The 12,477-nt window shown below is 70.1% G+C and carries 13 protein-coding genes; all 13 read right to left on the bottom strand.

From position 1 onward, the window contains the following. Positions 1–209, bottom strand: a 209-nt coding sequence (locus tag ACWDYJ_RS30460; protein ID WP_451568810.1) for an NAD(P)-binding domain-containing protein, incomplete at its 3' end; no start/stop codon positions are given. A 35-nt stretch (positions 210–244) separates the two neighbouring features. Then, positions 245–1,729, bottom strand: coding sequence for an aldehyde dehydrogenase family protein (locus ACWDYJ_RS30455; RefSeq protein WP_451568809.1), 1,485 nt, complete (start codon positions 1,727–1,729; stop codon positions 245–247). A gap of 72 nt (positions 1,730–1,801) precedes the next feature. Next, positions 1,802–2,542 carry a type 1 glutamine amidotransferase domain-containing protein gene (locus tag ACWDYJ_RS30450; protein ID WP_451568808.1) on the bottom strand — a complete coding sequence of 247 codons (741 nt, stop codon included), beginning with the start codon at positions 2,540–2,542 and terminating at the stop codon, positions 1,802–1,804. Positions 2,543–2,612: 70 nt separating this feature from the next. Then, positions 2,613–3,359 (bottom strand): AAA family ATPase, encoded by a 747-nt coding sequence (locus tag ACWDYJ_RS30445; RefSeq protein WP_451568807.1) that lies wholly within the window; start codon positions 3,357–3,359, stop codon positions 2,613–2,615. Beyond that, positions 3,356–4,618 (bottom strand): PP2C family protein-serine/threonine phosphatase, encoded by a 1,263-nt coding sequence (locus tag ACWDYJ_RS30440; RefSeq protein WP_451568806.1) that lies wholly within the window; start codon positions 4,616–4,618, stop codon positions 3,356–3,358. The genes ACWDYJ_RS30445 and ACWDYJ_RS30440 overlap by 4 nt, the downstream gene beginning before the upstream one ends. Further along, the gene (locus tag ACWDYJ_RS30435; protein WP_451568805.1) at positions 4,600–5,055 is read right to left on the bottom strand and encodes an ATP-binding protein; all 456 of its coding nucleotides are present in this window, start codon (positions 5,053–5,055) and stop codon (positions 4,600–4,602) included. Before ACWDYJ_RS30435 ends, ACWDYJ_RS30440 begins: the two co-directional genes overlap by 19 nt. Positions 5,056–5,082: 27 nt before the next feature. Then, positions 5,083–5,394 carry an STAS domain-containing protein gene (locus ACWDYJ_RS30430; protein ID WP_451568804.1) on the bottom strand — a complete coding sequence of 104 codons (312 nt, stop codon included), beginning with the start codon at positions 5,392–5,394 and terminating at the stop codon, positions 5,083–5,085. Between the two features lie 26 nt (positions 5,395–5,420). Then, on the bottom strand, positions 5,421–7,565 hold the full coding sequence (gene glgX / locus ACWDYJ_RS30425; protein ID WP_451568803.1) for a glycogen debranching protein GlgX: 2,145 nt from the start codon (positions 7,563–7,565) through the stop codon (positions 5,421–5,423). Continuing rightward, entirely contained in the window at positions 7,562–7,912 is a 351-nt protein-coding gene (locus ACWDYJ_RS30420; RefSeq protein ID WP_451568802.1) for an STAS domain-containing protein, read from the bottom strand. The genes glgX and ACWDYJ_RS30420 overlap by 4 nt, the downstream gene beginning before the upstream one ends. Before the next feature lie 71 nt (positions 7,913–7,983). Then, entirely contained in the window at positions 7,984–9,801 is a 1,818-nt protein-coding gene (locus ACWDYJ_RS30415; protein WP_451568801.1) for an AGE family epimerase/isomerase, read from the bottom strand. 1 nt (position 9,802) lies between these two features. Further along, the gene (locus tag ACWDYJ_RS30410) at positions 9,803–10,249 is read right to left on the bottom strand and encodes a VOC family protein (protein ID WP_451568800.1); all 447 of its coding nucleotides are present in this window, start codon (positions 10,247–10,249) and stop codon (positions 9,803–9,805) included. An 11-nt stretch (positions 10,250–10,260) separates the two neighbouring features. Further along, positions 10,261–10,872, bottom strand: a complete 612-nt coding sequence (locus ACWDYJ_RS30405; RefSeq protein WP_451568799.1) for a DJ-1/PfpI family protein — start codon at positions 10,870–10,872, stop codon at positions 10,261–10,263. Next, complete coding sequence (locus tag ACWDYJ_RS30400; RefSeq protein WP_451568798.1) at positions 10,865–12,469, bottom strand: GMC family oxidoreductase; 1,605 nt, start codon at positions 12,467–12,469, stop codon at positions 10,865–10,867. Before ACWDYJ_RS30400 ends, ACWDYJ_RS30405 begins: the two co-directional genes overlap by 8 nt. Positions 12,470–12,477 lie beyond the last annotated feature (8 nt).

Below are 12,477 nucleotides of genomic sequence, written 5' to 3'. Positions count from 1 at the left end.
CCCTCCACCAGGTCGGGAGCGGACAGCGCGGCGCAGGACACGCGGTACTCCTGCTCCAGCACCCGCTCCAGCGAGCCCAGTTCGGCCAGCAGGGGGCCGAGGGTCCGCGGCCCGCTCGCGTTGGCGAGTACCACCTCGTGGCCCGCGGCCACCAGGATGCGGGCCAGGGTGGATCCGATCCGGCCGGTGCCGATGATGCCCGTGTTCATACCGCTCCTCAGTCCTCGGTCGTCGTCGGTCGTCCTCAGTCCATGCCGATCCAGACCGACTTGGTCTGGGTGTAGCTCTCCAGGGACTCCGGGCCGCACTCGCGCCCGTAGCCGGAGGCCTTGTAGCCGCCGTAGGGCACGGCGGGGTCGTACTGGTTGTAGCAATTCACCCAGACCGTCCCGGCCTTGATCTGGGAGGCGACCCGGTGGGCGCGCCGCAGGTCCTTGGTGTGGACTCCGGCGGCGAGGCCGTAGGCGCTGTCGTTGGCGATGCGGACGGCGTCCTCCTCCGTGTCGAAGGGGATGATCGACAGGACGGGGCCGAAGATCTCCTCCTGGGCGATGCGCATCCCGTTGTCGACGCCGGTGAAGACGGTCGGCAGGAAGTACAGGCCCTGGCTGGAGGCGCCCTCGGGGGTCCAGCCGGCACCGCCGGTGCGCAGGACGGCGCCTTCCTTCTCGCCGATCTCGATGTAGGAGCTGACCTTGTCGAACTGACCCTGGTGGGCCAGCGGTCCGAACAGCGTGGCGGGGTCGCGCGGGTCGCCGGGCTTGAGGGCGGCGGCCCGGCGGACCAGGCGTTCGACCATCTCGTCGTGGATGGGACGGTGCAGCAGCAGCCGGGAGCCGGCGGTGCAGATCTCGCCCTTGTTGTAGTAGATGCCGAAGAAGGCGAGTTCCTCGGCGGCGTCGAGGTCGGCGTCGGCGAAGACGATGTTGGCGGACTTGCCGCCGAGTTCCATCGTCACCTTCTTCAGGGTCCCGGCCGCCTTGCGGATGATGGACTGGCCGACGACGGTGGAGCCGGTGAAGGCGATCTTGTCGATGCCGGGGTGGTCGGTGAGGGTCTCTCCCAGTTCCACGCCCGGACCGGTGATCACGTTCAGCACACCGTCGGGGATCTCCGCCTCCTGGAAGAGCTCCGCGATCTTCAGGGCGGTCAGCGGGGTGGCCGGCGAAGGTTTGTGGACCACCGTGTTCCCCGCCGCGAGCGCCGGGGCGATCTTCGTCATCGACAGCAGCAGCGGGAAGTTGAACGGGGTGATGGCGCAGACCACGCCCAGCGGTTCGCGCAGGGTGTAGGCGAGCTGTCCGCCGGCCGGGGCCCTGGAGGAGCCGTCGACCCGGGTCACGGCGCCCGCGTAGTAGTGCATGAGCTGGGCGGCCATGGGGGCGTCGACCGTGCTGGAGAAGGCGAACGGCTTGCCCATGTCCACCGTCTCCAGCAGGGCGATCTCCTCCAGGTCCCGCTCGATGAGCTCACCGACCCGGTTGAGGCGCAGCGCACGCTCCTGGGCGGACAGCCGGCTCCACGGGCCTTCCTCGTACGCCGTGCGGGCGGCCGCGACGGCCGCGTCCGCGTCGGCCGCGGTGGCCTGGGCCACCGGCACGATCTCCTGTCCGTCCACGGGGCTGACGTCCGGTTCGCTGCGGCCGTCCCGGGCCGGTACCCATTTGCCGCCGATGAACAGCTTGCCGGGATTGGCCAGGGGCTGGCCGCTGAGCTCGCGCTTGGTCATGGCTGCACCTTCCGGTGTGAGTGCGGGGCGGTGTCCCTGGGGGGTGTCCGGCCCTGATCCGCCGGACACCCCCTAGCCCTGTGCGAGCTGCGTCAGGAACGTCTCGGCGAGGGCCTTGGAGGAGTACGGGTTCTGGCCGGTGGTGAGCCTGCGGTCCACCACCACGTGCGAGTCCCAGATCGCTTCGGCCTTCTCGTAGCGGGCGCCGAGGCGGGTGAGTTCGGCCTCCAGGATCAGCGGGAGCCGGCCGGCCATGTTGGTGACCATCTCCTCGCTGTGCGAGAAGGCCGTCATCCGGTAGCCCTCGAACGGCCAGCAGCCCTCGCCGTCGCGCAGGGCGAGGAGCGCGGTGTGGCCGTGGCAGACGGTGGCGAGCGGCTTGTCCTGGGCGAGGGCCCAGCGCAGGATCTGGGCGAGTTCGTCGGACTTGGGCAGGTCGCCGATGGCCCCGTGTCCGCCGCTGATGTAGATGCCGTCGTATCCGGCGATGTCCTTCTCGCCGAGGGATTCCAGAGCGAGGGGCTGCTTCAGCTGGGGGGTCTCGGCGATGATCCGTACGTAGGCGGCGGCGTTGGCCGCGTCCTCGTCGGGTGATCCCTCGGGGCGCACCCACCGCAGGAACTGGGCGTCGACGCTGGTCTGGTCGACCGTGGGGGCTTCGCCTCCGATCGTCGCCACGTCCACGGTGTGGCCGGCGTCCCGGAAGAGGGTGTAGGGAACCACGAATTCCTCGGCCCAGAATCCCGAGGGGTGTTGTTCCCCGTCCAGCAGGTGGAGCGTGGCCTTTGCCGTCATGACGACGAGAATCTTCATGACTCTCTCCTTGTTCTGGATTCGCTGCCGATTCAACACGCCCCCTCGGCGGGGGCGTAAGGGGGTGACGTCAGGCCCGTGATACTTCGTCACGTGCGTCCAACGCCGAGAGGATGGAGCGGAATTCATCGACCAGGGGGTGGCCGGGATGGGCTTCGGCGAATATGCGTTCTCCGTACAGCGCCGCCATTTCCGGTACGTACGGCAGAATTCCCGCCAGCGGGGCCCCGTAGACGTCCTCGGCCCGCCGGCGCACCGCTTCCCGGTCGATGCCCTCGGGCGCCATGCTCAGCACCAGGGCCCGCCGGCAGGCCAGCCGTCCGGCCAGGGCGACGGTCTCCTCGACCCCGGCGAGGTCGATGCGGTCCGCCCGCGCCATGATCAGTACGACGTCGGCGCTGCCCATGGCGGTCACCGACTCGTTGTTGAGCCCCGCGTGTGTGTCGAGCAGCAGGACGTCGAGCCCGTAGTGGACGGCCAGCCGGTCGAAGCCCTCCGGCAGCAGCCCCACGTCGTACCCGGTGGTCATCAGCTCGCGCAGTTCAGCGGTCCCGGTCCGCGCCGGTACGACGTACAGCCCGGGCAGGCCGGTCTGCCGGGCCGCGGCCTCGATCTCGCAGCGGCCGAGCAGGTAGTCGGCCAGCGAGCCGGCGCCCGGCCCGAGTCCGAAGAGGAGGTCCAGGGTGGGCGACTGGAGGTCGGTGTCGACCACCCCCACCCGGCGCCCCCCGGCCGCGAGGAGCAGCGCGAGGTTCGCCAGCACCGAGGACTTTCCGGTGCCGCCGCGGTGCGAGTGCACCACGATGGTCCGGGTCATCGGGCCACCACCCGGTAGCCGCTGCCGCCCGCGTGCGGCCCCCGCGCCGCACGTGGCCGGTGCAGGGCCAGCATGGTGACGTCGTCGTGCTGTTCGGCGGTGCCGGTGTGTTGGCGCACCGCCAGGTCCATCCGGTCGACCAGGTCCCGGCCGCTCGCCGGGGGGCCGCCGAGCAGTTCCAGCATTCTGTCGTCACCGAGGAAACTGCCCTCCGGGCAGCGGGCCTCGGGCACTCCGTCGGTGAACACGAAGAGGGTGTCGCCCGGGTTCAACTGGGCGTAGCCGAGGGTGTAGACGCAGTCGGGCAGTACGCCGACGGCCGGTCCGGTGACCTCCAGCGGCCGGGGCACACTGCCGTCGGCCGAGAGCAGCAGCGGTGGGTTGTGGCCGCCGTTGATGTAGACGAGGCTGCCGGTCAGCGGGTCCAGGACGCCGAAGAAGAGCGTGGCGAAGTAGCCCTGCCGCAGGTGGTTGCGGGTGAGGTAGCCGTTGGTGGCCGTGACCGCGTTGAGCAGCGGGGTGGCGCCGACGACCGGGGTCCGCCGGCTGCCGCCGGTGCGGCCCGCGGCCATCAGGTGCTGGAGTCCGCTGTTCTCGGCGGTGTGGCGCAGCAGGGAGCGGATGAGTGCCATGAAGAGGGCAGCGCCGACGCCCTTGTCGCAGACGTCGGCGACGACGACCGCGAGCCGCCGGCCGCGGGAGAGCTCGAAGACGTCGTAGAAGTCCCCGGCGACCTGGCGCGCGGGCCGGAAGCGCACGTCGATCTCCCAGCCGGCCGGGACGGGCAGCGATTCGGGCAGGAAGCCCGCCTGGATCTCCCGGCCGATCTCCAGTTCCTTCTCGTAGCCCATGAGTTCGGCGCGGGCGTCCGCCTCGCGCAGGGTGCGGCCGAGTCCGGCCCGCTCGGAGCAGCTGTGCAGGCGGGCGCCGACGAGGGCCGGCAGGAAGGGCGGCACGAGGTAGTCGTGTCCGAGGCGGACGTGTTCCTCCAGGGCGGCGAATTCCGCCACGGTCCAGACGACCACGATGGGGGCCCCGGCCCAGCGGCGCAGCCGGCGTACGGCGGTCCGTACGGCCACCCCGTCGGCCTCGGCGGGGGCGAGCAGCACGTCGGCGACGGGCAGTGCCTCCACTGGGCCGTCGCGCAGCTGGGCCAGCGTGCGGGTGACGAGTTCCGCGTCCATCGTCCGCAGTGCGTCGAGCAGTTCGGGCGGCGGGGGCGGGTACTCGTCAAGAATGATCACGGTCGTGGAGGGCATGGGTCAGTCCCCTCAGCCATCACGGTCAGCGTGCTGATGTTGCGGCCGTCCCTGCGGGCGTACGTGTACGCGTCCACGCTGGTCAGCGCCAGGTGGATGCCGAGGCCGCCCACCCGCCGCCGCTCCGGGGGGACCCCGGGGGCGGGGGGCAGGCGGCCTTCGACGGGGTCGAAGGCGGGTGCGGTGTCCTCGATGACGATCCGCACCCCGTCGGGACCGGAGCGGCCGCGGACGGTGATCCGCCCGTCGCCGCCCGGGTACCCGTGCATGACGATGTTCGTGGCCAGCTCGTCCACGGCCAGCCGGATCCGGTACGTGGCCCCTTTGCCCAGGCCCGCCCGGCCGGCCAGCCGCAGGACGAACGCGGCGATCTCGCCCAGTGCCCCCACCGTCGCGGGCACCTCCAGTACGTCGGGCTTCCTCGCCAGTTCCACCATCGCGCTCACCTCGGCCGGCCGTCGCGGTCAGTCGTCGGAGAGCAGGATGCTGCGGTCGAGGCCGGCCGTCCGGATGGTCCGGGAGACGGGCTCGATCGCGCCGACCACCTTGATGGTGACGTCGGCCCCCACCTTCTGCTGGGCGAAGACCAGGGAGCGCAGTCCGGCGCTGGCCATGTAGCCGACGCCGGCCATCCGGATCTCGACGATGCTGGTGCCGTGGCCGGCGGCCTTCTCGATGGTCTGGTGGAAGTCCGGTGCGGTCTTGGCGTCCAGCTCGCCCGTCAGTTCGATGACGGTGGTGTCGCCCTCGATGGTCAGGGACACGGAAAGCGGCATGTCAGGTCTCCTCGGGTCAGGGCGTCTCAGGCGTCTCGGGGATCGGGATGGTCGGTACGGCCCACCAGGATCACGACCGAGCGCGGCCCGATCAGGTACTTGCCGGCGTTGTCCAGCTCCTGCTCCGCCCCCGGGCTGCGGATGTCGTGCGGCGCCTCGGCGCCGGTGTCCGCGAACAGGTGCCAGCTGCGCCCGCCGGGCAGGGCGGGCAGTTCCAGGTCGTGCGATTCCCAGTGGGAGTTCATGGCCACGTACACCACGTCGTCGTCGCCGGTGCCGCAGCGGGCCACGGCCAGCAGCCGGCTCTCGGCCGACCAGTCGGGCTGCCAGGCCCGCTCGCCGTGCCAGCTGATGTCGGGCAGTCCGAGGTTCTCCCGGAGCGCTCCGGTGGGGTGGGAGGTGGAGCGCAGCTCGCGGTGGTGCTTGCGGAAGGAGATCATCTCCCGCGTGAACCGGAGCAGTTCGGCGTTGTCGTCGACCTGGTCCCAGTCGAACCAGGAGAGTTCGTTGTCCTGGCAGTACGTGTTGTTGTTGCCCTGCTGGGTGCGTGCGACCTCGTCCCCGGCCAGCAGCATCGGGATGCCCTGGCTGGTGAAGAGGATCGCGAGGGCGTTCTTCATCTGGCGCAGCCGCAGGGCGTTGATCTCCGGGTCGTCGGTGGGGCCCTCGGCGCCGCAGTTCCAGCTGGCGTTGTCGTTGCCGCCGTCGTTGTTGCCCTCGCCGTTGGCCTCGTTGTGCTTGTCGTTGTAGGAGACCAGGTCGGCGAGGGTGAAACCGTCGTGCGCCGTCAGGAAGTTGACGGAGGCCGCCGTCCCGCGACTGGAGTACAGGTCGGGCGAGCCCGCGATCCGCGTCGCCAGTTCCCCGGTGACCCCTGGGTCGCCCTTGAGAAAGCTGCGGACGGTGTCGCGGTACTTGCCGTTCCACTCCGCCCAGCGGCCGTACGCCGGGAAGTTGCCGACCTCGTAGAGTCCGCCCGCGTCCCAGGCCTCGGCGATGAGCTTGGTGTGCCGCAGGACCGGGTCGAAGGCGAGCAGCTCCAGCAGCGGCGGGTTGGGCAGCGGGGTGCCGTCCAGGTCCCGGCCGAGGATGGCCGCGAGGTCGAAGCGGAAGCCGTCGACGTGGTAGTCGGCGACCCAGTGGCGCAGGCAGTCGAGCACGTAGTTGCGCACGACGGGGTGGTTGCAGTTGACCGTGTTGCCGGTGCCACTGAAGTTGAAGTAGTACCCCTCGGGCGTGAGCATGTAGTACGTGGCGTTGTCGAGCCCCTTGAAGGAGATCGTCGGGCCCTGCTCGTTGCCCTCGGCGGTGTGGTTGAAGACGACGTCGAGGATGACCTCGATGCCGGCCGCGTGCAGGTCCTTGATGAGCGTGCGGAACTCGTCGCCCTGCATGCCGTAGCGTCCGGTGGCCGCGTAGCCGGCCTTGGGCGCGAAGAACGAGACGGTGTTGTAGCCCCAGTAGTTGAAGAGCTTCTCGCCGGTCTCCGGGTTGCTGCGCGGGTTGTCGCTCTCGTCGAACTCGAACACCGGCAGCAGCTCGATGCAGTTGACGCCGAGCTCCTTCAGGTACGGGATCTTCTCCCGCAGTCCCGCGAAGGTGCCCGGGGCGGTGACCTGGGAGCTGGGGTGCCGGGTGAAGCCGCGCACGTGGGCCTCGTACACGACGAGGTCCTCGGCGGGGATCCGCAGCGGGGTGTCGTCCGCCCAGTCGAAGTCCTGGAGGCAGACCCGCGAGCGGTACTGGTAGCCGCGGCTGTAGTCCGGCTCCACGCCCCACACGTCGCGGCCGGCGATCAGCCGCGCGTAGGGGTCGGAGAGGACCTGCCGGGCGTCGAAGCGGTGGCCTATGGCCGGGTCGAAGGGGCCGTCGGCCCGGTACCCGTACTCGATGTTCTCGTGGTCGAGGCCGAAGACCGTCATGGCGAAGACGCTGCCGGTGCGGAACTCGTCGGGGAATTCCAGCTCGGCCATCGGCTCGGGCTCTCCGCGCTTGAAGATGACCAGGGTCATGGAGGTGGCCTGGTCGGAGAAGACGGAGAAACTGACCCCGCCGGGGACCACGTTGGCCCCGAAGGGGAACGGCTTGCCGGCGCGGACGCGGTACCCGCCCACCTCGTGGGTCGGGTACGCGTCGACGCGCAGGACCTGCTCGGACCCGGGCTCGCTCATCGCACGGCCTTCGCTTTCGCCTTGGCCGCGGCGGCCGCGGCCTCGCCGGTCTCGAAGAAGTCGAGGAAGCCGGTGGCCGACATGACGAACCGGACTTCCTCGCTCACCCCGTAGAGGGTGACGGCGACGCCGGCGTGCTGGGCCTCGCGGTAGACGACGAGCAGGGTGCGCAGGCCCGCGCTGGAGACGTAGCTGACGGCGGTGAGGTCGATCTTCAGCGGCCTGCCCTCGCGGACCAGCGGCAGCAGTGCCTTGAGCAGCGAGCCGGATGTCTCGCTGTTGATCTCACCGGTCGCGACGAGCACGGTGCCCGACTTGTTCCGGCGTTCCTTGACGTTGAGACTCATTGCTTTCCCCTCTGATTGGGGCGCCCCCCGTTGAGCGCGCGGTGCCTTGGAGAACACGGTGTCCTGGAGACCTACTTGGTCACTGGACGCAGCCGGACCTTGACCTTGACCCGCCCCTGGACGTCGGGCAGCCGTACGGTGAGGCCGTCGGCGTCGAATTCCTCGTACGGCTTCTCGTCGATCTCGACGGACGCGATCCGCACCGAGCCGGCCGGCAGCAGGTCGGGCGAGACGCGCAGGACGCGGTCGGGCAGAGCGGTCGGGTCGGGCTGGAAGTGGAAGTCCATCTCCCTGCCGTTGATCAGCAGGTTGTTGTAGACGGCGCCGAGGTAGCACAGCTCCGCCGAGTGGTACATGGACATCGAGTGGCTGCCCTTGAGCCGCTCGGTGCCGAGCAGGTACGGCGTACCGCTGGCGAGCACGTTGAAGTAGACGGCTCCCTCGTCGTGGTCGAGGAAGAAGGTGTTGTAGAAGGCCTGGGCCTGCCGGGCCTCGCGCAGGTTCGCGTCGCCGCCGACCGTGCCGCCCAGGATGAGGTAGGCGAGGATCGCCTGCTCCTGCTGCCACCAGGCCTTGCGGTCGTGCCAGGCGAACCGGTACGCCTCCTGGTCGTCCTTGACCCGCTCCACCACGTCGTACCAGCCGCCGCGCTGTACGTCGCTGCCGACGGCCGGCATGATCTCGCCGATCTTGCGGGCGAGCTCCTCGTACGCGGGCTTGGCCTTCAGCGAGTTCATCCGCATCAGGTTCCAGGCGATCTTGAGGTTGTGGCCGACGACCGCGCGGTTCTGCTGCCAGCTGTGGGTGGTGTCGTGCGACCAGTCGCGGTGGAAGCGCTCCTGGACGAAGGGGCTGTTCTTGTAGTCCGGGAAGCGGTCCGCGATGGTGTCGAAGGTGTACTCCAGGAAGTCGGCGTACTTCTGGTCGCCGGTCGCCAGGTACAGGTTGATCAGGTAGGCGGGCGCGTGGTCGCCGACCGAGTTCCAGTTCTTGCGCTCGGCGTTCTCGCCGAGGGACTCGTGGTCGGCGCTGAAGAGGATCGGGTCGATGTGCGAGTAGTAGCCGCCCTGCTCCGGGTCGAGGAAGAACTTGTCGAACAGCCGGATGGTGGCGTCCGCGTCGTTCTTGATCCGGATGTCACCGGTGACCCTGTACGTCTGGATGGGACCGGCCAGCGCGTAGATCTGCTCGTACATCGGGATCGCGTCGTAGTCGTCGGAGAACTCCGAGGTGAACAGCTTGCGCTCGCTGTCCCCGTCGACGCTGATGCCGTGGTACCAGAAGACCACGTCCTCCTCGCTGTCCACGACCCGCATGTGCTTGCGCAGGTACTCGGTACCGCGCTCGGCGACCTCCAGGTACTCGTCCTTGCCGGTCAGCAGATAGGCCGAGGCCATGCCGTAGACCAGGCGGGAGATGGTGTCGGTCTCCTGGACGTGGCTGGGGGTCTTGTCGCCGCCGAGCCGGATCTCGGTGCGGTACTCGGCGAAGTCCACCGGTCCGTCACCGAACTGCGCCCGCTTGTAGAAGTCGGCCAGCGACTCGATCTGCCTGATCCACCAGCTGGGCTCCTCGAAGCGGTAGTCCTCCGCCCCGCGGCCCAGGAACACCAGGCGCTTGGCCTCGAACCGGCCCCCGTCCTGCGGGTAGTGGATCCCGTAGACGAAGAGGAACCGGCCCGGGGAGAGCATTTCGTCGATGTGCCCGGAGGCGTCGATGTACGGCTCGTCCAGGTTGCGGACCAGCTCGGCGCTCGGGTCACCGGCGAGCGAGACGTCGAACTCCCGGCCGTCGGACGTCTTGACCCGCAGGATCCGGGACCCGGAGTCGAAGCGGACGACGTAGCCCGCGATCGTGTCGGAGAAGGAGAAGCTCAGCGAGCCCGCCATGTCATGCACCGTCCTTGTCGTGTGAGCGGTCGTCCTCGAATCCCTGGCTGACCTCGACGATCACCCCGTCGGGATCGCGGACCCACACGGTCCGCCAGCCGCAGATGAAGTCGTCGAAGTCCAGCGGCCCCAGCGTCACTTCGGCCGCGTCGCCCAGCTCCGCCAGGAACGCGTCCACGCTGTCGGTCTGGAAGGCCAGGTGCCGCATCCGGCCCGGGGCCTGCGGCCCGTCGCCCTGCGCCGCGCCCGCCGGTTCGCCTGCCTGTCCGCCCGCCGGTTCGCCGGCCGCCGTGAAGAGCTCCAGGTACGCGTCCCCCTTGCGCAGGAACACGATCCGCGCCTCGCCGAGGTCGACCACCCGGGCCCGGGAGAAGCCGAAGTAGCGGGTGTAGAACTCCTCGGTGGTCTTCTGGTCCGTGCAGTTCAGGCCCACGTGCGACCAGGTCATCGGGCCCGGCATCAGGCGGCCCCCCGGCCCCGCCCGGCCGCGATCAGCTCGATGATCCGGCGGGCGAAGAGGTGGTGGTGGGCGCCGGTGCGGCCGGTGACCAGGTCTCCGTCGACCACCACGTCCTCGTCGACGTACTGCGCGCCCATGTTTCGCACGTCACCGATGAGGTTGTTGTGGCACACCACCTTGCGGCCGCGCACCTTCCCCGGGATCGAGGCGGCCAGCCACATGCCGTGGCAGATGATCCCCTTGAGCACCGTCGGCTCCTCGAAGGCCCGGCGCAGCAGCTCCGTCGCCGGGGCCAGCTGGTCCACGTCCTCGGTGTAGCGCAGCCGGTCGGCCACCATGCCCGAGGGCACGATGATCGCCGCGTACCGGCGCAGCTCCTCGTCGCTCAGCCCCTCCAGGGACCGGTCGGCGGTGAAGGGCGCCCGGTACTCGTGCCCCGAGAAGGTGAGGGAGTCGTTGCCCCACAGTCGGGTCAGGAAGTCGACCTCGGCGCCCTCCTCCGCGAAGCGGCGCTCGTAGTAGAAGATCTCCGGCTCGTAGAAGTCGCTCTCGACCAGGACCGCGATCCGGGTCCCGCTCAGCGCACCCTCGCGCAGTACGGCGTCAGGCACGGGAGTCCCCCTTCAGGAAGTCCGCCGCGCGCTCGGCGATCATCGCGATGGCGGTGTGGCAGTTGCCCGACGGGACGGCGGGCATCACGCTGGCGTCCACGACACGCAGGCCCCGTACGCCGTGCACCCGCAGCTCGGGGTCGACGACGGAGAGGTCGTCGATGCCCATGCGGCAGGAGCCGGCCTGGTGGTGGTAGCTCTCGGACTTCTGCTTCACGAAGGTCCGCAGGTCCTCGTCGCTCACGTAGCCGGGACCGGGCTGGAGCTCCTGCTTGTACCAGGGCGAGAAGGCGGAGGTCGCGAAGATCTCCCGGGCCAGCCGGACGCCCTGCACCATCCGCTCCAGGTCCCAGCGGTCGCCGAGGTAGTTCGGGTTGATCAGCGGGTGGGCCAGCGAATCGGCGCTCGCCAGCTTGATCCAGCCGCGCGAGAGCGGCCGTACGACACCCGGCAGGATGGACACCGTGTTCGGGTGGTCCTGCCCGACGATCACGTCGAACGGCACGTGCACGAAGGCGATCTGGAGGTCCGGCGCCGGCAGTCCGGGCCGGGAGGACAGGAACAGCGCGCTCTCCGACAGGTTCTGCGCGGGCGGCGGGAGTTCCTGGGTGACCTCGGCCATCAGCCCGGTCAGCACGTGGTTGTGGAAGTTCTCCCCCACCCCGGGCAGGGCCGCGACGGTCCCGATGCCGTGCTCGCGCAGTTGCTCGGGATGCCCGATGCCGGAGAGCAGCAGCAGCTTGGGGGACTCGATCGCCCCGGCGGCCACGATGACCTCCCGGCGGGCCCGTACGGTGTGCTGCCCGGGTGCGGAGACCCGGCTGTGGGCGTCGCGCACGGTCCGGCCCTCGAACGACGCGGGCGGCGCGAGCTGGACGTACTCGACGCCCGTGCAGGTGTCCCCGTCGACGAGCAGCCGGGTCGACTGCGCGCTGGTGCGCAGCGTCAGGTTGGGCCGGTCGAGCGCGGGTTCCAGGTAGGCGGCGAGGACGCCCTGGCGGCGGCCGTCGGCCACGTCGATGTGGTGCCAGCCGGTGCCGAAGAGCCCGCGCCGCGGCCCGTCGGTGTTGAAGTCGGCGATCTCCTGGTGGCCCAGTTCGACGGCGGCGTCGATGAAGGCGCGCGAGACCGGGTTGGGCCCGTGCCGTCCGGCGTTGGTGATCCGCTGCGGTCCGGCGGTGCCGGTGGTGGCGGCGGTGGCGTCCTCCTGGCCCTCCAGCAGGGCGAAGTACGGCAGGACGTCCTCGTACGCCCAGCCGGCCGCGCCCTGGTAGGCCCAGTTGTCGAAGTCCGAGGCGTGGCCCCGGATGTGCATCATGATGTAGAGGTTGCTGCTGCCGCCGGGGGCCTTGCCGCGCGGTTCGTACGTACGGCGTCCGCCGAGGCCCGGCTGCGGGACGCTGGTGTAGCCCCAGTCGACGGGCCCGCCGAGCAGCTTGTACCAGGAGGACGGGTCGTCCACCTCGGGCGGGATGCGGGGGCCGCCGGCCTCCAGGACGAGGACGGAGACGTCCGGGTCCTCGGAGAGCCGGGCCGCGAGCACGCTGCCGGCGGTGCCGGAGCCGACGATCACGTAGTCGTACTGTTCCGTGGCCACGAGTCCGC

The organism is Streptomyces sp. NPDC003042 (assembly GCF_053591315.1).
The sequence above is the reverse complement of the archived record's forward strand: the minus strand, read 5'-3'. Positions and strand labels throughout refer to the sequence as shown.

Bases quoted from the DNA above. Each gene is read 5' to 3' on its own strand.
- ACWDYJ_RS30455 (WP_451568809.1), bottom strand. From the start codon at position 1,729: ATGACCAAGCGCGAGCTCAGCGGCCAGCCCCTGGCCAATCCCGGCAAG.
- ACWDYJ_RS30450 (WP_451568808.1), bottom strand. From the start codon at position 2,542: ATGAAGATTCTCGTCGTCATGACGGCAAAGGCCACGCTCCACCTGCTG.
- ACWDYJ_RS30445 (WP_451568807.1), bottom strand. From the start codon at position 3,359: ATGACCCGGACCATCGTGGTGCACTCGCACCGCGGCGGCACCGGAAAG.
- ACWDYJ_RS30440 (WP_451568806.1), bottom strand. From the start codon at position 4,618: ATGCCCTCCACGACCGTGATCATTCTTGACGAGTACCCGCCCCCGCCG.
- ACWDYJ_RS30435 (WP_451568805.1), bottom strand. From the start codon at position 5,055: ATGGTGGAACTGGCGAGGAAGCCCGACGTACTGGAGGTGCCCGCGACG.
- ACWDYJ_RS30430 (WP_451568804.1), bottom strand. From the start codon at position 5,394: ATGCCGCTTTCCGTGTCCCTGACCATCGAGGGCGACACCACCGTCATC.
- glgX (WP_451568803.1), bottom strand. From the start codon at position 7,565: ATGAGCGAGCCCGGGTCCGAGCAGGTCCTGCGCGTCGACGCGTACCCG.
- ACWDYJ_RS30420 (WP_451568802.1), bottom strand. From the start codon at position 7,912: ATGAGTCTCAACGTCAAGGAACGCCGGAACAAGTCGGGCACCGTGCTC.
- ACWDYJ_RS30415 (WP_451568801.1), bottom strand. From the start codon at position 9,801: ATGGCGGGCTCGCTGAGCTTCTCCTTCTCCGACACGATCGCGGGCTAC.
- ACWDYJ_RS30410 (WP_451568800.1), bottom strand. From the start codon at position 10,249: ATGACCTGGTCGCACGTGGGCCTGAACTGCACGGACCAGAAGACCACC.